This is a genomic window from Mucilaginibacter sp. GW822-FHT03E02, assembly GCF_058801545.1.
The window spans coordinates 3399979-3419639 of sequence record NZ_JBXANJ010000001.1; the positions used below are offsets into that span (position 1 = coordinate 3399979).

Below are 19661 nucleotides of genomic sequence, written 5' to 3' on the forward strand. Positions count from 1 at the left end.
TAAATCCTGCCAAAAGCTTAACTATACTTAACCGTGTTTGATTTAAGCTGCTTTTCAAGTTCGAATAAGCGTTGGTTAATTGATGCTACTACCAGGTCGGCTTCCTTAACGTTTTTAAGGCTTTTGGCAAAACGGTGGTCGGTATCCTTTGAGAATAACGAGTGGCTGATTTTATTAATAAGATTCATAGGTATATTCCTTATAGCACTATTTTACGGATAACAGGCCATTAAGGTTACGAAAGTTAACTGAGAATATTTATTTTAAGCAATGCTTAAAAAACCAATGAGTTTTTCCATGGCTTTCGCCCGGTGGCTTATCTGGTTTTTTTCGTCCATAGTCATTTCGGCAAAGGTTATAGCGTAGCCTTCTGGTTCAAATATTGGGTCGTACCCAAAGCCGTCTGTTCCGCTGGGTGCCGTGCGGATAGTTCCTTCAATTGTTCCCTCAAAAAAATATTCTTCACCAGCCCACATTAATGATATCACAGTACGGAACCTTGCCTTTCGGTTAGTTTCGTCCTTTAATTTATCCAGTACCTGTTTAATATTGGCGGCATGATTCCCATGTTCGCCAGCGTACCTGGCCGAGTAAACACCTGGTTCGCCGTTCAGGGCATCTATTTCCAGGCCACTGTCATCGCCAAAACAATTAAGCTCATATTTCTGGTAAATGTATCGGCTTTTTATAGATGCATTTGCTTTAAAAGTAGTACCGGTTTCTTCAATATCATCATAGCAGCCAATATCGTTAAGTGTAAGGAGTTTAATTTTACCCTGAAGTTTTGCTTCTACTTCTTCCAGTTTGTGGCGATTATTTGTTGCGAATACTAATTGCATTTTGGTGGATTCCCGGGCAGTTAAATTATTGGACATGAAGATTAAAATTACGAAAAGGCTACTCCTTGTTATTTATTGCGGCTCTATACTTGGCTCTGCTTAAGATAACCTCACTCGAATCGTTATAAATATCCCTTACAGCATAATTGGCAGCAGCCGGATCATCTTCATCTTTAAACTGGCTTATACCCAAATTAAACAATATCTGACCAAACCGTTGTGATGGATAATTTTCAATATGCGCCGCAAGAATTTTTATTATCTCCCGGTTAAACTCTATATGATTGTCGCTAAATTCCGGATAGTTAGTCACCATAACAATGCATTATCGAATTAAAAATATTTCCTTAAAACCCTTTTACCTGTTCCCAAAAAGCTTTCTTATACTCTACGTTGTCCATCATTTCGCCAAAGCTAAAGCTATATAAGCCTGCAATATCTCCCAATGCCCTGGGAGCATTTAACGCCAGAGGGGCTATGCCTTGTGGCATTGCATTTTTACCCAGCACCAACAGCCTGGCTGGTTTAAAAAAATTAACCAGTTCATTATATTGCACGGTGGCATGCCTGGCCAGGTTTAAAATTACAATATCGTCTATACTTAAATCCTTCCGTTTAATAATGTTGGTAAGCGCGGTCAAGTGGGCATCATCAATAAATTCTAATTCGGGATAGTGTACCAGTACCAAAAAGCGTTTTAAGTTTTTACCTAAATAATTAAAGCTTATTACAGGCGTTTTAACTTCAGGTGCTGGTGGTTGAGCCGCTGGTTCCGGTTGTTTGGTTATTGACGAGGGCGAAACAATCACGGTTACGGCGGGAGCAATACTTTCAATTTCGGGTTGGGCCATTGCAACGTTTTCATACATGGCCTTATCTGTTTTTAGCAAATAAAGCTCATCCTGTAAAATAAAGCGGAGGGCGACCGGGTTTTCAACTTTCACTTTAACAAATTTTAACCAAAAGTAGTTAAACCGTTTGAAGCATTATAACCATATTAGCACAATTATAGCATGGCCTTAGCCTGAAGCCCGAAGTACTAAGTTTTAAGTCAAAAAAAAGACGTGTTTCGACCTCTGACTTTAAACTAAACACTACCGGCTTAATACGCTGTTTTTTATTCAGTTTAATTGTACCGCTATAATTAATAAATTTTACCGAAATTTGAAGTTTTAACGGAATTGTTATTTCCGTTTTATTTAGTACATAAAGCATTACATGAGAAAGTTAGGGTTATTAGTTTTAGGGTTTATCTCCATAATATCAGTTGCAAAGGCACAAGTTACATTAGACGCCACAGCAGCCAAACCAGATACCAACACGGCCAGAACACCAGGAAAAACATTAGATAAAATTGCCGCTATTGTTGGCAACAGCCCTATTTTATTGTCGGATATTGAACTATCGTACGCCCGTTACCTGGTTGAAGGCATGCAGCCAAACCCGGCTGTAAAATGCCAGATACTGCAATCGTTATTAACCCAAAAACTATTGGCACAACAGGCTATTATAGATAGTATAGATGTTAAGGATGATGATATTGACGCCAGTGTTGACCGCCGTATGCGCGAAATGATGCAGCGTGCAGGTGGCCAGGATAAACTGGAAGCCTTTTTAGGCCGATCAATAATTCAGTACAAGGACGAGATTCGCCCCGACATGAAAGAGCAAATGATTGCTCAAAAAATGCAGCAAAAAATAACCGAAAAGCTAAATGTTACCCCACAGGATGTTAAAGATTATTTTAACAAAATGCCTAAGGATAGCTTGCCGTCATTCAACAAAGAGGTTGAGGTTGGCGAAATTGTTTTTCAGCCCAAACTAAGTAAAGAAGAAAAACAGCTGTATAAAGAAAAGGCCGAAGAACTGCTTGCCCGCGTAAAAAAAGGCGAGGACTTTGGAACTTTAGCACGTTTGTACTCGCAAGACCCGCAATCGGCAGTTGAAGGTGGTGATCTTGGTTTTGCCGATCGTACTACATTTGTAAAAGAATTTACAGCCAATGCCTTTAAGCTTAAAGCCGGAGAGATTTCGCCTGTATTTGAAACCGACTTTGGTTTTCACTTTTTACAGGTTATTGAGCGCCGCGGCGAGCAGGTACACGTAAGGCATATCCTGATAGCGCCGGCAACAACCCAGGCCAGTTTGGATAGGGCCAAAGCAAAAGCCGATAGCATATATACGCTGATGATTGCGCATAAAAAAGACCTTGATTTTTCTGCTGCCGCGAATTTTTATTCGGACGATAAAGAAACCAAATTTAACGGTGGTATGATGCTGAATGCCGAAAACGTGCAAACCCGTACAACCTTTATCCCTACCGATAAGCTTGACCCTAAGGTTGCCCTGGTTGTTGATACCATGAAAGTTGGCAGCATATCAAAACCTGATGTATTTACCGGCGCCGATGGTAAAAAGAGTTATAAAATACTATTCCTTAAATCGGCAACCGATGCGCACAAAGCCAACCTGGCGCAGGATTTTCCTAAGCTGAAGGATTTTGCTTACCAGGATAAAAACACAAGGGTAGTAAACCAATGGTTTGATAAACGCCGTAAACAAACGTTCATCAAAATTGACCCTGAATACCAAACTTGCGACATATTAAAAAAGTGGTTAACTCCGCCCGTAACAACAACTGCCCAAGCTAAATAATATACAACCTATGCCACACCGCTCTGATGTTGAAGCCGCAGATGCTTTAAAGCTGGCCTACCAGCAAATACGTGCCGAAATTGGCAAAGTAATAATCGGGCAGGATGAGGTTGTTAAGTTTGTGCTGATATCTATTTTCAGCAACGGCCATTGTTTACTGGTAGGCGTACCCGGTTTGGCCAAAACACTATTGGTACAAACAGTATCGCAGGTATTAGACCTCGATTTTAAACGCATCCAGTTTACTCCCGATTTGATGCCATCTGACATCATAGGGTCTGAAATTTTAGGCGAAGACCGTAATTTTAAATTTATACCCGGCCCGGTTTTTAGCAACATTATCCTGGCCGATGAGATAAACCGTACCCCGCCAAAAACGCAGGCTGCCTTATTAGAGGCTATGCAGGAAAAAGCGGTTACGGCCGCCGGGATTACCCATAAACTGGCCCAGCCGTTTTTTGTGTTAGCCACCCAAAACCCAATTGAACAAGAAGGTACCTACCCCCTACCCGAAGCGCAACTGGACAGGTTTATGTTCAACGTAACATTAAACTACCCCTCGTTTCAAGAAGAATTGCAAGTTGTTAAAAACACCACCAGCACCTTAAAGGCTGATGTTAAAAAAATACTGAACGCAGAGCAAATCATCTATTTTCAGCAACTGGTACGCAACATCCCGGTTACCGATAATGTGATGGAATATGCGGTAAAGCTGGTATCAAAAACCCGCCCTAACACCCAGTTTGCCACACCGCAGGTAAACCGTTTATTAACATGGGGAGCCGGCCCGCGGGCATCACAATTTTTGATACTCGGAGCAAAATGCCATGCTGTTATCAACGGAAAATATTCGCCCGATATTGAGGACGTACAAGCCGTTGCCAAACCCATTTTAACCCACCGCATTGTACGTAGTTACCACGCCGAAGCGGAGGGTTTATCTGCCGCCAATATCATTGAGGGGCTGTTTTAAGGAAACCCTGTCATGCAAACTTTATTACAATTACAAAACGGCGAGCTAAAAGGCGCCACTTCGCTTACGCTTACTGAGGGACTCTCACATTTCCCGGAAGAGATATTCGAACTGGCAGATACTTTAGAAAGGCTTGATCTATCTTATAACAACATCAGCGCACTACCTGCAGACTTTGGCAGGCTGAAAAAGCTGAAAATCTTTTTTTGTTCAGAAAATCCGTTTACCGTTTTACCTGAAGTTCTGGCCGACTGCCCCTTGCTGGATATTGCAGGCTTTAAATCAAACCAAATTGCCGCTGTTCCTTCAAAATCGCTTAATCCCAACCTGCGATGGCTAATACTCACCAACAACAGGATTGCGGATTTGCCTGCCACTATTGGCAACTGCAAAAGGATGCAAAAACTGATGCTTGCCGGTAACCAATTGACCACGTTACCGCCGGAGCTTAGCAATTGCAGCAACCTGGAGTTGCTGCGAATTTCTGCCAATAAGCTAAGCGAATTGCCCCAATGGCTTTTATATATGCCAAGGCTTTCCTGGCTGGCATTTTCGGGAAACCCTTTTTGTGCAATTCCTCCGGCACAGTCACTTGATCTTATCCATTGGGACGACCTGGAATTGAATGAGCACCTTGGTGAAGGCGCGTCAGGCGTTATACACAAAGCCACCTGGCGCAAAGTGACAAAAACGCCGGAAGTTGCCATAAAAATATTTAAAGGTGCTGTTACAAGCGATGGTTCGCCAGAGGATGAAATGAATACTTGTGTTGCCGCCGGTGCTCACCCCGGGTTGGTACAGCTCATCGGGCAAATAACAGCACACCCCGAAGACAAAAAAGGCCTTGTAATGGGCTTAATTCCCCCGTCTTTTTATAATCTCGGCCTGCCCCCCAGCTTACAAAGCTGCACTCGGGATGTTTTTAAAGAACACCTCTCGCTCACAACCCCGCAAATAGTAAAAATTGCCGTTACAATTGCATCCGTTGCGCTCCAGCTACATAACAGAGGCATAATGCACAGCGATATGTACGCCCATAACACCCTGGTTGATGATGATGCAAACACCCTGTTTGGCGATTTTGGAGCTGCTTGTTTTTATGACAAAAACAACAGCGACTTAGCCCCGGCACTTGAACGGCTTGAGGTAAGGGCTTTTGGTTGTTTACTGGACGACTTACTTAATCTGAGCAGCGAACAAAGCAACGATATCCAGGCAAAAATCGGCATTATCAGGGATGCATGTATGGTGCAGGATATTTTATTGAGGCCGGATTTTCGCTATTTAAATGACGAGTTGCTAAAGTTACAATTGACCAATCCGCGATAATTATGGATCTTGGATTAAAATTATGCACTCCTTAATAAGTAGACCAGGAAGTGCATTTACTAAAAATAGTGGTTGCAAATGAATTGCCGTCTCTTACATAATAAATAGGGCGTATCAATTGAAATCTGATAAATTAAGGTGTCATTATTTCGTTATTGTAAATTTGTATATGCATCTGGCTTTGCTAACAAATTATCACCTTTGAGTAAAAATCTGTAAGGATATCCCCGAAATCCCGACTACATGGTTACCAAACATCTGTTTTTTACGTTAGTAACATTAGCGGCAAAAACAAAAGCTGCACCGATCGATTAAAACATGAAAAAAATAACATTTCAAGTACTGCTATTCATCATTACCGGGGCATCTGCGTTTGCCAAACCGGCCATCAATCCCAATAATTCAAACGCTCCAAAACTTGATACCGCCACTTTTGCCACCGGTTGTTTCTGGTGTACCGAGGCCAAGTTTCAACAGATTGAGGGTGTTGTAAAAGTTGTATCCGGGTTTGCCGGCGGCCACGTGGCCAACCCCAGCTATAAACTGGTTTGCACCGGCACAACCGGCCATGCCGAAACCTGTAACATTATTTATGATCCGGCTAAAGTAACTTATGATGCATTGTTAGCCGCGTTTTTTGTAGCCCATGACCCAACACAGCTTAACCGGCAGGGTAATGATGTAGGTACACAATACCGGTCGGCTATATTTTATCACAATGCGGCCCAAAAGCAAAAGGCCGGGTATTACATCAATAAGCTGAATGCCGAAAAGGTTTATCCCAATAAAATAGTTACCCAGGTAAACCCCTATACCGTATTTTACAAGGCAGAAAATTATCACCAGAACTATTTTAACCAGAATGGCGAGCAGCCTTATTGCAAATATGTGATACAGCCCGAGTTGGAAAAGTTCAGGAGTGTATTTAAAGGAAAATTAAAAAAATGAGAGCAGCGATAATAGCATTTGCAATTTTAACCGGCACAGCATGTGGCGCCAATGCCCAGCATCTAAAATCAAACAAAAGGCACGAGAACAACCCCTATTACTCCAATACCGATACCAAACATTTAGCAGTGAGCGATGCGGAGTGGAAAAAGATCCTGTCACCGGCTTTATATGCTACAGCGCGTGAACAGGCTACAGAAAGGCCATTTACGGGCCAATACTGGGACAAAAACGCCAGGGGTACGTACTATTGCGCCGTTTGCGGTAACATGCTTTTTCGGTCGGATGCCAAGTTTGCCAGCAATTGTGGCTGGCCCAGTTTTTACCAGGCGGTGCGCAAAAACAGCGTAGTTTATAAAGAAGATAACTCCGTGGGTATGCAGCGTACCGAAGTAATTTGTGCCCGCTGCGATTCGCACCTGGGCCATATTTTTGATGACGGCCCACCGCCTACCGGCAAACGCTTTTGCATGAACTCGATATCGCTGGATTTTCAGCCCGATGGCCTGGGCAAATAACCTGTTTAACCGGCCCGAAATGTTAAATTATCTGATTTAACATTTCGGGCCGGTTTCTTTTCATCCAATATTCATTTATTCGCCTTAACTTTATCAAATGTCGTCGCATCATATCGTTCGCGAGAAACAGGAGCCTGCTTTACTTGTATTGGGGATAGATAATTTTGAGGAGGAACTGCTGGGGCAGTTATTGGAATGGAGTCCGACGGTGATAACAACACCCGACACCGCCGAAAAGCTGAACAGTTTTGGCATTAAAATAGATTGGATTATTACCGATGATGACGGAACGGCTTGGGCTCAGTCTGACGTAAAGTTGATTGCTGCCGGAAACAGCAATATAACACAGGCAGCGCTAAAGTTTCTTACGGTTAATAATTATCCCGCTGTTAACGTGATAGCCGACGAGCTGGAACTGAGCGATTTTTTGCCTTATGCCGATAAAATTAACCTGGTTATTTTTAATGCCTGGCAAAAAATTTACCCGGTAACATCGGGGTTCAGCAAGTGGAAACCGGCAGGCGAGCAAATTGAAGTGTTGTCGAAAACAAAAGTGCTTAGATATAGCGGTTTGAAGGACAATGGCGGAAACAACTATCAAACTATTGCAGATGGGTTTTTCAGCCTGCAATTTGAGGAGCCATTTTTAGTGATTGCCGAGGCTTTAAATTAGTAAGCACAAAGCAATAAAAAGGGGATTTTGAGGGTGTTGTGTAGGTAATTTTTTTATTGGTGCGTTTTTTGCATTGTTATATAAAATAATATTAAACATCAATTAAACCGTTTAAACATTTTTTAGTCTATATATTTATACAAGGCAGAGAAACCTGCCGAACAGTTAAAAATCTTTCAATCATGAAAAGGACATATAAAAATTTATTTTCATTCGCTTTAGCCGGCTTGTTAAGCTTGTCTTTAGCATTTACTGCTAACGCCCAACGTGGTGGTGGTGGTGGCGGAGGCCAAAGATCTGGCGGTGGTGGCGGAGGCGGCGGTTCCCGTTCATCCGGCGGTGGTGGCGGCGGCAGTGTTAGTGTTTCACGCCCTTCTGGTGGTGGCGGCAGCATAGGAGTTGCGCGCCCATCATATAATGGCGGTGGTGGCAATCAGGGCGTTTCTGTAGCACAGCCTTCACGTGGCTTTAGCGGGAACGGCAGTGTTAACCGTGGCAGCCAGGCAATTGCACCGCAACGCGGCAACTATGGTTACGGCAACAGATCAAATAACGTGGCCATTGCACCTCAACGCAGCAGCGTTAACGGCGCAGGGCAACGTGTATACAGCGGCACACGCAGCTATAACAGCCTTGACAGGCGCGCCTATAACGGCGGCCGTGGTAATTACTATGGCGGCGGTGCCGGTTATGGCCAAAGAGTTTACACAGGCGGATATCGTTACGGCGGTCGCGGTGGTTATTTTGGAAGCCATGTTTATTACCCATACCACAACTACTATAATTCATATTATTATCCACGTATCGGCTTTAGCATAGGCTTCCTGCCTTACGGATACTATCCATTCTGGTATGGCGATTACCAGTACTTTTATAGCGATGGTTTATACTACCGTCAATATAATGATCAGTATACTGTAGTTGAGCCTCCTGTTGGCGCCGAGGTTAAAAACTTACCGTCAGATGCCAAATCTATCATGATTAATGGCGAGCAATATTATGAATCAAACGGCGTGTACTATCAGCCCTATACAAAAGATGATGGCACCCAGGTTTATGTAATTGCCGGTAAAGATGGTGAGTTAAATACCGACAATGGTGGTAACGGCGATGTACAGCAAGGCCCGCAAATTGGCGATATTGTAACACAGTTGCCAGATGACTGCCGCAAGATCAAGATTAATGGCGAAAAGTTGTTTGTTTCTCCCGATGGTTTTTACTACCAGGAAAGCAAAAACAACAATGGCGATACCATTTACAAAATTGTTGGCACTCCATCTGACGAGCCCGATCAACAATAATAAAAATTCAAATACTATAAAAACAGGCTGCTTCGGTAACGAGGCAGCCTGTTTTGCTTTAAACTTATCAATTGAGCAGTCCTTGCATTTTCCGGGCAATTTAAATCTCTCAAAACATTTATCAACCTATCGGCATTGTTATTAAACAAACTTAATTATACCGATATGGAAAATCATGATCACAACGCAATCATTCAAAAGTTGTTGAATTGCGTAGCAGCATGCGAAAACTGTGCAACAGCGCGTTTAAGTGAAGACGATGTACAAATGATGGCAGATTGAATCCGGCTCGACCGTGACTGTGCCGATATTTGCGCCCGGGGGTGCACGCCTATTACAGCGGGATTCGGTGATAGCTCATCAGTACCTGGTGCTATGCGAAGAGATTTGCCGTCTTTGCGCAGCCGAATGTGATAAACATCAACACGATCATTGTAAACAATGTGCCCTGCCTGGTTTGTGCCGAAGCTTGTCATGAACACCATCAGCCAGTTACGCAGGATTAAGCTTGTTGCTGCCACGAGGCCTGCAGCAACCTTAATCAATAAAGGCGAACTACCTTGGGTTTACCCGCATAGTTCGCCTTTATTTTCTAAATGCCTTCCGGGTTTAAAGCTACCTTACGATTTCTTCCCCGTATTAAACCCAAACGGAACAACCACTTTAAAGCTGATGTTACGCCCCATGTTAAAAATACCCGGGCGAACGCCTGCCGGTACGGTTGGATTATCAAAATACTTTAACCTGCTCATGTTTGATTGATAATTAACATTGGCCAGGTTGGTGCCCTCAATAAATAATTTAATTACCGGCTGACCGGCTTTGTTCACAATGTTACCGCCAAAACCGCCGCTTAGCAAATTATAGCCGGGCGTATAGGTTTCTGTTCCATAAGCCGAAAAGAAACGGTTTTGGGCGCTGTAGTGGTCGAACCCAACAAATACATATAGGTTCTTGAGATCGCCAAAGCCGCCATTGAAGGTGCCGCGCAGTTCAGAGTGGGTATGCAGTGGCGGTATAAATGGCAGGTATTTCAAACTATCGGCAACAGGCCCCCCGTTACCTTTATTTTCGCCATAGGTCAGGCTCATAGCATTTTCAAAATGCAACCACGAAATAGGGTGCAGATCTACATTTACCTCGCCGCCATAAATACGGGCCTTGCTTTGTACATAGGTAAATGTGGTATATCCCTGGGTGTAAACGGGGCTACCGTCCTGGTTTAACACCTGTTGCTGGTAAATATAATTGGAGATATCGTTATTAAACAATTCAATACTGGCCGTTACATTGGGCAGCGTTAAAAAGGTGCCTATATCCTCCTGTAAGCTAAATTCCGGTTTAAAACTTTTATCGCCGATATGGTAAATCTGCGAGCCTGGATCTGGCCCGTTGGCCGATATCTCTGCAATACTTGGCGCCCTGAAGCCACGTGATATATTAGCCTTTACCAAAAACGCATCAGATACATTGTAAGTAGCGCCAAAACTGCCCGAAAAACCCCGGAAAGTTTTGCTGAAAGCGTCAAACTGTGTTTTGATATTTGGCGCAGATGTTGGATTTGCGCCGGTATATAACTGCGGAAAACCATTTGCACCCAAAGTATCCACATAAGCGGCGCTGCTGTTAAATGAGCGGTTATCAAACCTTGCTCCTGCCGACAGATCAAGCTTGCCATAACTTTTCTTTACTACAAAGAACGGGCCTATATCAAACTGGTGATATGCGGGGATAGGAAAATCGGTAGCATCGCCAATGGTATTGTTTTGATATTGCCCGTTGATGCCCAACGTAGTTTCGTAATCGTTACCCAGGTTAAAGTTGTATTTAACATCGTAGGTATAAGTAGTTAGATGCAGGTTAAGCCCGGCAATGTCACCAGCCTCGGGGTGGGTATATTCGCGCCTGTGGCTGTATTGGTAGCCCAGGTTTACAATCAGGTTACCATCGCCCAGCCTGAAGTTGCTATTGTTGTAAATGCGATAAAGCTGCACATGCTGGTGCAGGGTAGGAATTGCATAACTATTTAGCACAGATTGGGGTACGATAGGCCTAAACGCATCATCCTCGGTTATCTGGCGGGTAAACTTGCGGGTAAGCGAATCGCGGCTGCCGTCGGGGATGGATTGCTCGTCATCAAATACCGAGGCATTCAGGTACGATGTACCCCATGATTTATTTAAGCCCACCATTACACGGGCATCCTTTTCTTTATAGTTGGTACCGTAAACCCGGCCATCGTGCTCATTTTGGTAGTTTTTGCCCTCTTTGGCCGATACAACAGTTCCCCATACAAAGCCATTTTGGTTGCCCTGCAAGCGGAACGATCCGTTCAACAAGCCCTGGTTGGTGCCATAAATCCCTTGAACCGAACCGGCTATAGTACCTTCGGGAACGGGCGGCGGCGAAATCAAATTCACCACCCCGCCAATGGCATCCGAACCGTAAGTTAAACTGGCAGGGCCTTTTATTACCTCCACCCGGTCAACCGAGTTTTGGTCAACCTCGATGCCGTGCTCATCGCCCCATTGCTGGCCTTCCTGGCGTATGCCATCCATCAGTGTAATTACCCGGTTATAACCCAGGCCATGAATAAAGGGCTTGGATACGTTTGGCCCCGTGGTAACAGCACTTACACCAGGCAACGTAGCTATCTGGTCAATAATATTGCCCGATGCCGCACGCTGCTCTAAATAAGCCTTGCCAACAGCCAGCATAGGCACCGGGCTCCGCTTTATTTCGGTGGCCTTGCTTACGCCGGTAATAACAACCTCGCCGGCCTCAACAGATGATGTTTGCATTTTTACATCATACACCTTTGTTTTCGAAAAATCAACACGTTGGTTAATGGTTAGGTAGCCAATATAGCTTACCTGCACCAGGTAAATACCTTTGGGAATATTGTTAAACGTATACTTACCGTCGGCATCGGTAACGGCGCCTTTACGCAAATCGGGAATGGTAATAGTGGCGCCAATAATGGGTTTGCCATCGGCCTTATCGGTAATGGTGCCAGATAATGTTCCAACAACATCTTCTGGGGGCGGGCTGTTAAGAACAAGTGTAGCAATATGTGCCTGCGCGCCAAAACCTACAAATAATAATATATAGAAGCTAATCAGCTTTAATTTCATAACAAGAATGGGGTGTAAATCAATAAATACCGCTTATAAAACGGCGTTCTTAATAAAAAATGATAACAGAGTGGAATTGTTACGAAAGCACCGGTGGAGCACGACCGGCAGCCAATACGAGCGAAAAGCTTACAAAATCATAATCACATGCCTTAAAAACATGCATCACCGCCGTTTGGTGCGTTGCATATAAAGCATTGTCAATTACTGCGAAGTTGTGGTGCATGGCATCGCACATATCGCATTTTTCTTTAACTGTTTGCTGTGGATGGGTATTAGATACAGATACCGATTTTGAAAAACCCTTTAACAAATGGTGCTGGTGCGTATAAACCATGTACTGCCCCGCAATAAAGCAAATCAGTAACAGCCACGAGTAAATGATATTTACCTTGTTTTTCTTCACGTCAACACCCTTTTTGCAGGATAAAGCAAAAGTAAGCATTTAAACGGGCAATTTAATGCAACATTGTAACAATACTGTTAGTTCATTGGTTCACTGGTTCATTAGTTCATTGGTGGATGGTAGGTTAGATTAGCAAATTCTTATATAAAACAACCTCCAAAACAAGCCCTTAAGCTAAGAGAGAAGGCCGTTGAACTGCTCCGCCATCAAGGACCAATGAACTAATGAACGTCAAACAGAAAAGACCAATGAACTAATGAACCAGTGAACTAATGAACTACCTTTGCCGATATGAAACCTGCAGAAATTAATATAAAGTGGGGTGCGTTGCAAAACCGTATTGCCGAAGATTTTGATAACGAGAAACCCGATATAAAAGTACTATTGTTTTTAATTGGCGTTCAGGAACTTGGCCAGGGGCCGCGCAAATTCAGCAAACGCCAAAAAGAAGAACTGATGCATATTGCCAACTGCAAACTCATGAGCATGATGGGTTTTTACGAGCTGGAAGGCCTTGACCAGGATGGCTGGCCGCACTGGAAACTTGTTAAAGTTATTCCTAATTATACCATGCTGGAGCAGGAAATGCTCATAAAATCATTAATCATAACTTATTTTGAAGAACTGGGGGTGATATAGGATGGTGAATAGTTGATTAGGCGGGTGGTTAGTTAAACAATATTTGTTATTCGTTTCAATTAGGTCATCGAGATTATTATTACAAAAATTCCGGAAATCCCTATATTCGACGAACGGCGTAGCTCTCTTGAACACCTTTGAAAACAAACACCAAGTGAAAAATTCTGGTTTTTCAGATATTCTGCTAATTCTTAAATTCGGAAAACTGCGTAGCACTCTTGAGCGCCGCCAAAAAACAACATGCGAAAAATTCTGATTTCAGACGATGTATGAAAAAAATCCTTACCCTAACTTTACTCTTATTCGTCACTGCCATTGCCTTTGCAAAGCCTCCCAAAAACCAGTACGTGCGCATCAGCACCACCTACGGGAGCGTGATTATCCGGCTGTATAACGAGACTCCTTTGCACCGCGATAATTTTATCAAACTGGCCAAAAAAGGTTTTTACAATGGCGTATTGTTTCACCGGGTGATACAGAATTTTATGATCCAGGGGGGCGACCCGGATTCGAAAGACCCGGCCAAAGCCAAACCTGGTGCCGAATTGGGTAATGGCGATGTTGGCTACACTATCCCGGCCGAATTCAGGGACAGCCTGTTTCACAAACGCGGGGTGCTGGCCGCCGCCCGCGATGATAACCCCAAGAAAGCATCAAGTGGTTGTCAGTTTTATATTGTGGAAGGCAAACGCCTTAGCGATGCCAAAATGGATTCGTTGGAAAACGGACGGCTAAAAGGTTATAAAATACCTGCCTGGCAGCGCGAATATTATAAAACAGTTGGCGGCACAGCACAGCTTGATCATAGTTATACCGTTTACGGCGAGGTTGTGAGTGGCTTTGATATGGTTGACCATATTGCCGCGGTAAAAAAAGATGAAAGGGACCGCCCCCTTACCGATATCCCGATGAAGGTAGATGTGCTAAGTAAAAAGGAGTGTAAGCAACTGGATAAGCTGCTGAGCCAGGGTTCTTGATTTCGGATTTGGGATGTTCGATTTCGGATTTTTTATTTTTTGAATTATCATTAGATGTGACGATTGATAAAATAAAAAATCTAAAATTGTACGCTTTACTAATCTTAATTTTAAATCCGAAATCGAACATCCCAAATCCGAAATGAAAATAATCACTTATAACGTTAATGGTATCCGGTCGGCAATAAGCAAAAACTGGCTGGCCTGGCTGCAGGCTACTGACGCCGATGTTGTTTGCCTGCAGGAAATTAAGGCTACGCCCGATGTACTTACCGACCTTGGGCTGGTTGACCAGATGGGCTACCAACACTACTGGTTCCCGGCCGAAAAGAAAGGCTACAGTGGTACCGCGATATTTACCAAACAACTGCCCAGGCATGTAGAGTACGGTTGTGGCATCCCCGATTTTGACCGCGAGGGCCGCTGCATCCGGGTTGATTTTGACGAGGTGTCGGTCATGAGCGCTTACTTCCCTTCCGGCTCAAGCGGCGATGAACGGCAGGTTTTTAAATACCGTTTCCTGGATGAATTTGGCCGGTATTTGACGCTCTTAAAATCAGAAATTCCTAACCTGGTAGTTTGCGGCGATTATAACATTTGCCACCGCCCTATTGACATCCATAACCCAAAATCAAACGCCAACTCATCCGGTTTTTTACCAGAAGAGCGCGAATGGATGGAAAAATTCATCGAAGGTGGTTTTATAGATACCTTCCGCCATGTGAATAAAGAACCTCATAACTACACCTGGTGGAGTTTCAGGGCCGGCGCACGCGGAAAAAACTTAGGCTGGCGCATTGATTACGCCATGGCCAGTACAGAACTGGAAGCCAACATCAAACGAGCCGCAATTTTACCCGAAGCCAGGCACTCGGATCATTGCCCAGTGTTACTGGAGCTGGAGTTTTAGCCCCCTAACCCCCTGAAGGGGGAACTTTTGACGAATTTATTTTACTATCCTAAAGCCTTGTCGGTTTTAGGAATAGTTCGCCGATGCATTTACATAAGAAAAATCACACCCTTATCGAACTGTGGTCTATTGAGCATCTATAAGACCTGATATTTTTTTTGAAAATAGCAACGTCAATCCGAGGGAAAGCATCAATAATCCGCTCAAACCAAATACGAAGTAAACATTCATTTTTCCCCTCAGAAGATAGAAAAAAAAGAATGAGGGGTTCCAACGACTTACAAATCTTATGAACAGGTAGGCAAACAAAAAAGACAACAGTGGATTTAGCCAAAACCAATGCTTTTTTTTTGCAATTATCAATGAAACAATCAAGCATATAGGTAGCTCTATGAATGGAGCAACAGAAATCCAATTCGTATCTGACACAAGTCGGGCGGTATCAACTCCTTTTAAATTTGGTTTTGATAAGGAGCTAAAAAGAAAATCAATATCCCTCAAGGTAACTACCGAGCCGACGGCCCCGGCAGTTAGCCACAATGCAACCATATGAATGGTAATTAGCCTCCAGTTTAATTTAAGTAAAATGCTTTTCATCGCAACAAGGGATCAGGTTTAAAATTGACAACAAATCAAATATACCAATAAACTTACTAAAACATACTGGCCTGTTTTATTAAAAACGAGCCAATCAAAAAGCTCTCCCTTTAGGGGGCCGGGGGGCTAAATAATAATGCCACAACAGCATACTCGCCATGGTTTTATAGGGCGCCCATTGTTCTGCTACGGCAAGTACTTCTTCCCTGCTGGTATCTTTTGGCAATTTTTTCACCCGCTTTAAGGCATTTACAGCGGCCAGGTCGCCAATGGGGAATATATTGGCGTGCTGCAGTACAAACATCAGGTATACATCAGCTGTCCAGTTACCGATGCCTTTCAGGGCGGTAAGTTTGGCACGGATAACATCGTCAGGTAATTGTTCCAGACCTGCTAAATCGATCTGGCCGCTGATGATAGCCTCGGCCAGGTATTTGGTATAGCTGGTTTTTTGCCTGCTGAAGTAACAGGCTTTAAATTCCTCATCGGTAAGTAACAGCACCCTCGCCGGCGTAATCTCCTGTACCCGCTCACGTATTTTGTTCAATGCGGATAGCGCCGATGCCAGCGAAACTTGTTGCTCCAGGATAATATGTACCAGGGTTTCGAACGTGTTGGGCCGCGACCAAAGCGGCGGATAGCCATATGCATCGATGATATCAGCCAAATCAGGATCGGCTAAAGCAAGTTCATCACAAATTTGATGATAATTGGTATGGTTAAACCGGCCGAACATTGATGTTATTCGGCTTGTTTTACAATGATCTTATCCAGGTTATGCAGATACCTCCGGCCGGTTTTAAAATCGGCAGCCGAACTCATTTGCAGGCTTTCGGGCATCTTATCGGCTTTTATGCCATTCTTTTCTGTCAGTATAAAAACATGGTTGCCTGTTTCGGTATTGTACAGCTCGTTCCAGGAGTAAACCACTTTATAGCCATCGTTACCCTGGCAAACAAAATAAAACGTACTCAGCAGTTTGGGGCTGGCAGTTTTAAATATAGTATGGCTTAAAATATCTTTCAGCAAAACGCCTTTCAACTGGTCGTCTTTATGTTTAAACTCACCTAAATGGTTGGTCACGTTCATTTCGCCAATATCCTGCACCTTGTATTGCATAATGGAATCAATAGTGATAACCGATTCTTTTACAACCTGCCCGGTAATGCTAAACTTTTGTGTTGGGTTAAGTTTTTCCTGGGCAAAGGCTGCTGTGCTATATAGCAATGCAATTAGTAATAGTTTTTTCATGGTTTGGTAAATATAGGGAGCCCGATTTAAAATCTCATAAAAAACAAGAGGGAGCATCACCTCCCTCTAAACGATCAACAAACCAAAACCAGGTTACATTTTACCTGCTGTGTCTTTTTTCATTTTATCCATCTTCATCTTGCTTTTTTCCATTTTGGCCATTTTTTTCTTTTCCATTTTAGCCATTTTCATTTTGCCCTTGGCCATTTTGCCGGTATCGCTTACTGCGGTAACCGGTGCTTTTAAATTTGCCGGAGTTAATGATTTAGCCTGCACGTTAAGGGTTAAACATAGTGCAACTACTGTTGCTGCCAATGCGCCTGAAATAATTGTTTTCATACTTTGATTTTTAGTTTTCATGTTGTTTTATACCAACATTTCAACCTTAGTCGGGCGGCTTAATGATACCTTACAAAGTATTTCAATTTTTATTCAGTTCCTCGTCAATACGGTGTTGCAGGTCTTTTTTAAAACCCTCATCAAGATGTGCCCCTTCGTTTTTCATCGAGTCATGAAAAAGCTGCTGCACCATTTGGTTAATAACACGGCTTTGCTTGTTATACAATGTACAAACCGAGCATCCGGCCAGGTGGATGCGCAGTTCAATAAACTCGCGGAAGCTTAATTTTTTGTATTGTTTTTTTTCAATCAAAAATGTAGCCTGCCTGCAATTGTATATAATATGTTTTAGTGGACTCATATAGCTAATTTTTTAAACCCAGTTTTTTTGAAGGCAGGCACGCAGGTTCAATTTGGCCCTGTGGATAATTACCCAAAAGTTGGCCTGTGTAACTTTAAGCTCGCTGCAAATAATATCTGTAGTAGCATCATCAATATGTTTCATGGTAAAAACAGCCATCCAAAGAGAGGGCAGTTTTTGCATGCACTTTTGTAAAATGCTGTTAAACTCTTTGCCTGCCAGCGGGTCATGGTCTTCAATACCAAAAGGCTTTGGTTGGTAGGCTTTGTTCCAATGCCCGTTGTCTTCGTCAAAAAAATCCTGCTGCTCCTCTTCGGCCTGTTTAACATCGGTGTTTTTTAAGCCCGATGATTTTTTCCGGTAAACATCAATGATCTTATTTTTAAGGATAGCTGTCAGCCAGGTGCGTTCGGAGCTTTTGCCTTCAAACTTATCGGCCCTTTGTAAAGCCGCCAAAAAAGTTTCCTGCACCAGGTCTTTAGCCAGTTCTTCGTCGTTCAATCGCGACAGCGCATAGCCATACAGATAATCGGCATGGGTTTCAACCCAAAGCCTGGGGTTTAAAAGTTGGTTATCAGCAGCCATTAAATAAGTATATTCATAAAACCTTTATTCTGTTAGTCGTTTATGTCGTCCAATCCTTACAATATAATATTGCTTTTTTTACTTGCCCGAAACCGGTTTATAATTGCTTAAATTTACGTATATCCTGTTGATTATATTTCAATTACGCATTATTTGCCTGTTACCGGGCCTGCCAAATAAAAAATTTTTTTTTGTAAGGATATCCAAAACAAGCCGACTAAGCCATAAAAACGTATATCAAACTGATAAAAATTATGAAACGATTTAAAATATTGGCCATTGCTGCCGGCCTTACAGTAGCGGCTTTGGCAACAACAGCGTTTACTATCCCTGGTAACGCGGCAAAAAAAACTTACCCCCAAATTACAGGCAACGGATTTGCGGTAATTGAGCTTTTTACATCCGAGGGTTGCTCCAGCTGCCCGCCGGCCGATGAGCTGGTGGCACGGATACAGAAAGAAGACGTTGACAAACCGGTTTACATTCTGGCTTTCCATGTTGATTACTGGAACCGCCTGGGCTGGAAAGATCCTTTTAGCAGTGCCGATTATTCGAAACGCCAAAACCAATATGCTAACTGGCTAAACCTACAATCGGTTTATACGCCGCAGATAGTAGTTAACGGGCATAAGGAATTTGTAGGATCGGAAGAAGGTACTTTGCGTAATGCTATTACCGCCGGCTTACGCGCTGCCCCGGCGGGCGGCCTAACCCTTAACGCGCAGAATACCGCAGGCCATATTGCCGTGCAATACAAGGCCGAAGGCGCGGGCAAGAACACTACATTACTATTGGCCCTGGTGCAAAAAAACGGGCAAACCAAAGTGCAGCGCGGCGAAAACGGCGGCCGTACACTATCGCATGTGCAAATAGTACGTAACCTACAAAGCGTACCATTAAACACAGCCGGCGCCGGCACAGCAAATATTGCTTTGCCAAATGGTTTTAGCGCTGCCGGCTATGAGGTTATTGGCTTTGTACAAAACACCGGCAATGGTGCTATATTGGCTGCGGCAAAATCGGGCTTTGATACTGGTGTAAGTAAATAATAAAAGAGAAAGCTTTGTTGTTCACAAACGGGTTGTGGATTACAAACAAGGAATTTCAGAAAGTTTTTTTAATTCCCTCCCAATGGGAGGGGTGCGGCTGACAATGAGCGCAAAGGCAGGGAGGGGTTATACGAGTGACAAGCTGAATGGTGCTTGAATGCCTGATTTAACCCCTAC

Annotated in this window: 24 protein-coding genes; 12 read left to right on the top strand and 12 right to left on the bottom strand. The window is 43.4% G+C overall.

Annotation, left to right across the window (positions count from 1 at the left end; translation table 11 throughout):
- Positions 1–17 precede the first annotated feature (17 nt).
- The 4 genes from AC1RM2_RS14035 to AC1RM2_RS14050 all read right to left on the bottom strand — a co-directional run bounded on the left by AC1RM2_RS14035 (position 18) and on the right by AC1RM2_RS14050 (position 1783).
- Positions 18–188, bottom strand: coding sequence for a hypothetical protein (locus AC1RM2_RS14035; protein ID WP_492985711.1), 171 nt, complete (start codon positions 186–188; stop codon positions 18–20).
- Positions 189–263: 75 nt separating this feature from the next.
- Positions 264–839 carry a non-canonical purine NTP diphosphatase gene (locus AC1RM2_RS14040; protein WP_492985712.1) on the bottom strand — a complete coding sequence of 192 codons (576 nt, stop codon included), beginning with the start codon at positions 837–839 and terminating at the stop codon, positions 264–266.
- 58 nt (positions 840–897) lie between these two features.
- Positions 898–1155: a hypothetical protein gene (locus tag AC1RM2_RS14045; protein ID WP_492985714.1), complete on the bottom strand. Its 258-nt coding sequence runs from the start codon at positions 1153–1155 to the stop codon at positions 898–900.
- A 31-nt stretch (positions 1156–1186) separates the two neighbouring features.
- The gene (locus AC1RM2_RS14050) at positions 1187–1783 is read right to left on the bottom strand and encodes a hypothetical protein (RefSeq protein ID WP_492985715.1); all 597 of its coding nucleotides are present in this window, start codon (positions 1781–1783) and stop codon (positions 1187–1189) included.
- A 274-nt stretch (positions 1784–2057) separates the two neighbouring features.
- Here AC1RM2_RS14050 and AC1RM2_RS14055 point away from each other — a divergent pair, with 274 nt between their 5' ends.
- From AC1RM2_RS14055 to AC1RM2_RS14090, 8 genes are all read left to right on the top strand, one after another.
- Positions 2058–3494 carry a peptidylprolyl isomerase gene (locus AC1RM2_RS14055; protein ID WP_492985716.1) on the top strand — a complete coding sequence of 479 codons (1437 nt, stop codon included), beginning with the start codon at positions 2058–2060 and terminating at the stop codon, positions 3492–3494.
- A 10-nt stretch (positions 3495–3504) separates the two neighbouring features.
- A complete protein-coding gene (locus AC1RM2_RS14060; RefSeq protein ID WP_274211130.1) occupies positions 3505–4467 on the top strand; it encodes an AAA family ATPase in 963 nt (320 codons plus the stop codon).
- Positions 4468–4479: 12 nt separating this feature from the next.
- Complete coding sequence (locus AC1RM2_RS14065) at positions 4480–5796, top strand: leucine-rich repeat-containing protein kinase family protein (RefSeq protein WP_492985718.1); 1317 nt, start codon at positions 4480–4482, stop codon at positions 5794–5796.
- Between the two features lie 318 nt (positions 5797–6114).
- A complete protein-coding gene (gene msrA, locus AC1RM2_RS14070) occupies positions 6115–6744 on the top strand; it encodes a peptide-methionine (S)-S-oxide reductase MsrA (protein ID WP_492985720.1) in 630 nt (209 codons plus the stop codon).
- The gene (gene msrB, locus AC1RM2_RS14075) at positions 6741–7262 is read left to right on the top strand and encodes a peptide-methionine (R)-S-oxide reductase MsrB (RefSeq protein ID WP_492985722.1); all 522 of its coding nucleotides are present in this window, start codon (positions 6741–6743) and stop codon (positions 7260–7262) included. The genes msrA and msrB overlap by 4 nt, the downstream gene beginning before the upstream one ends.
- A gap of 97 nt (positions 7263–7359) precedes the next feature.
- Positions 7360–7935 carry a thiamine pyrophosphokinase gene (locus tag AC1RM2_RS14080; RefSeq protein ID WP_492985724.1) on the top strand — a complete coding sequence of 192 codons (576 nt, stop codon included), beginning with the start codon at positions 7360–7362 and terminating at the stop codon, positions 7933–7935.
- Positions 7936–8117: 182 nt separating this feature from the next.
- Positions 8118–9236 (top strand): DUF6515 family protein, encoded by a 1119-nt coding sequence (locus AC1RM2_RS14085; RefSeq protein ID WP_492985726.1) that lies wholly within the window; start codon positions 8118–8120, stop codon positions 9234–9236.
- A gap of 165 nt (positions 9237–9401) precedes the next feature.
- Positions 9402–9518, top strand: a complete 117-nt coding sequence (locus AC1RM2_RS14090; protein ID WP_492985727.1) for a four-helix bundle copper-binding protein — start codon at positions 9402–9404, stop codon at positions 9516–9518.
- A gap of 338 nt (positions 9519–9856) precedes the next feature.
- Here AC1RM2_RS14090 and AC1RM2_RS14095 read toward each other — a convergent pair whose 3' ends face one another.
- Both AC1RM2_RS14095 and AC1RM2_RS14100 read right to left on the bottom strand, forming a co-directional pair.
- A complete protein-coding gene (locus tag AC1RM2_RS14095; protein ID WP_492985728.1) occupies positions 9857–12370 on the bottom strand; it encodes a TonB-dependent receptor in 2514 nt (837 codons plus the stop codon).
- Positions 12371–12449: 79 nt separating this feature from the next.
- Positions 12450–12815 (bottom strand): hypothetical protein, encoded by a 366-nt coding sequence (locus tag AC1RM2_RS14100; RefSeq protein WP_492985729.1) that lies wholly within the window; start codon positions 12813–12815, stop codon positions 12450–12452.
- Positions 12816–13067: 252 nt separating this feature from the next.
- Between AC1RM2_RS14100 and AC1RM2_RS14105 the strand changes: the two genes are divergently transcribed.
- The 3 genes from AC1RM2_RS14105 to AC1RM2_RS14115 all read left to right on the top strand — a co-directional run bounded on the left by AC1RM2_RS14105 (position 13068) and on the right by AC1RM2_RS14115 (position 15302).
- Positions 13068–13415: a hypothetical protein gene (locus AC1RM2_RS14105; RefSeq protein WP_090638594.1), complete on the top strand. Its 348-nt coding sequence runs from the start codon at positions 13068–13070 to the stop codon at positions 13413–13415.
- A gap of 269 nt (positions 13416–13684) precedes the next feature.
- Positions 13685–14392 (top strand): peptidylprolyl isomerase, encoded by a 708-nt coding sequence (locus AC1RM2_RS14110; protein ID WP_492985731.1) that lies wholly within the window; start codon positions 13685–13687, stop codon positions 14390–14392.
- A gap of 142 nt (positions 14393–14534) precedes the next feature.
- Positions 14535–15302 (top strand): exodeoxyribonuclease III, encoded by a 768-nt coding sequence (locus tag AC1RM2_RS14115; protein ID WP_492985733.1) that lies wholly within the window; start codon positions 14535–14537, stop codon positions 15300–15302.
- A gap of 126 nt (positions 15303–15428) precedes the next feature.
- Here AC1RM2_RS14115 and AC1RM2_RS14120 read toward each other — a convergent pair whose 3' ends face one another.
- The 6 genes from AC1RM2_RS14120 to AC1RM2_RS14145 all read right to left on the bottom strand — a co-directional run bounded on the left by AC1RM2_RS14120 (position 15429) and on the right by AC1RM2_RS14145 (position 18435).
- Positions 15429–15899 carry a hypothetical protein gene (locus AC1RM2_RS14120; RefSeq protein WP_492985734.1) on the bottom strand — a complete coding sequence of 157 codons (471 nt, stop codon included), beginning with the start codon at positions 15897–15899 and terminating at the stop codon, positions 15429–15431.
- A gap of 94 nt (positions 15900–15993) precedes the next feature.
- On the bottom strand, positions 15994–16635 hold the full coding sequence (locus tag AC1RM2_RS14125) for a DNA-3-methyladenine glycosylase family protein (protein WP_492985736.1): 642 nt from the start codon (positions 16633–16635) through the stop codon (positions 15994–15996).
- Positions 16636–16640: 5 nt separating this feature from the next.
- Positions 16641–17150, bottom strand: coding sequence for a molybdopterin-binding protein (locus tag AC1RM2_RS14130; protein WP_492985737.1), 510 nt, complete (start codon positions 17148–17150; stop codon positions 16641–16643).
- Between the two features lie 93 nt (positions 17151–17243).
- The gene (locus tag AC1RM2_RS14135; protein ID WP_143065338.1) at positions 17244–17489 is read right to left on the bottom strand and encodes a hypothetical protein; all 246 of its coding nucleotides are present in this window, start codon (positions 17487–17489) and stop codon (positions 17244–17246) included.
- An 82-nt stretch (positions 17490–17571) separates the two neighbouring features.
- On the bottom strand, positions 17572–17850 hold the full coding sequence (locus AC1RM2_RS14140; RefSeq protein WP_090638303.1) for a hypothetical protein: 279 nt from the start codon (positions 17848–17850) through the stop codon (positions 17572–17574).
- A 12-nt stretch (positions 17851–17862) separates the two neighbouring features.
- Positions 17863–18435, bottom strand: a complete 573-nt coding sequence (locus tag AC1RM2_RS14145; RefSeq protein ID WP_492985738.1) for a sigma-70 family RNA polymerase sigma factor — start codon at positions 18433–18435, stop codon at positions 17863–17865.
- A gap of 254 nt (positions 18436–18689) precedes the next feature.
- Between AC1RM2_RS14145 and AC1RM2_RS14150 the strand changes: the two genes are divergently transcribed.
- Positions 18690–19484: a DUF1223 domain-containing protein gene (locus AC1RM2_RS14150; protein ID WP_492985740.1), complete on the top strand. Its 795-nt coding sequence runs from the start codon at positions 18690–18692 to the stop codon at positions 19482–19484.
- The last annotated feature ends 177 nt before the right edge of the window (positions 19485–19661 follow it).